The sequence below is a fragment of the Paenibacillus allorhizoplanae genome (assembly GCF_927798215.1).
GTDB lineage: Bacteria > Bacillota > Bacilli > Paenibacillales > NBRC-103111 > Paenibacillus_E > Paenibacillus_E allorhizoplanae.
Genome location: NZ_CAKMMW010000074.1, coordinates 1 through 336 on the forward strand (window position 1 = coordinate 1; position 336 = coordinate 336).

2 rRNA genes are annotated in these 336 nt (G+C 47.0%); both read left to right on the top strand.

Annotation, left to right across the window (positions count from 1 at the left end):
* A 23S ribosomal RNA gene (locus L6I86_RS35570) occupies nucleotides 1–98 on the top strand; the annotation flags it as partial.
* 141 nt (nucleotides 99–239) lie between these two features.
* Nucleotides 240–336 (top strand): 5S ribosomal RNA (gene rrf / locus L6I86_RS35575); the annotation flags it as partial.

Here is a 336-nt window from a genome sequence, read left to right on the forward strand (position 1 = left end):
TGTAAGACCCCTTGTAGACGACGAGGTTGATAGGTTCGAGGTGGAAGTGCGGCAACGTATGCAGCTGACGAATACTAATCGGTCGAGGGCTTAACCAAATATAGGGTTCTTTAATCGAAGATTAAAGTCTCTCTGCTAGAAAACCTAATAGTACTTTACGTTAAAGTTTCGTATCTAGTTTTCAGGGTGCAAGACAGCCTGAATGTGTTTTTCGATGTTTCCTGGCAGAAGCATCAACGTTTGGTGATGATGGCGGAAGGGATCCACGCGTTCCCATCTCGAACACGACCGTTAAGCCTTCCAGCGTCGATGGTACTTGAACCGCAGGGTTCTGGG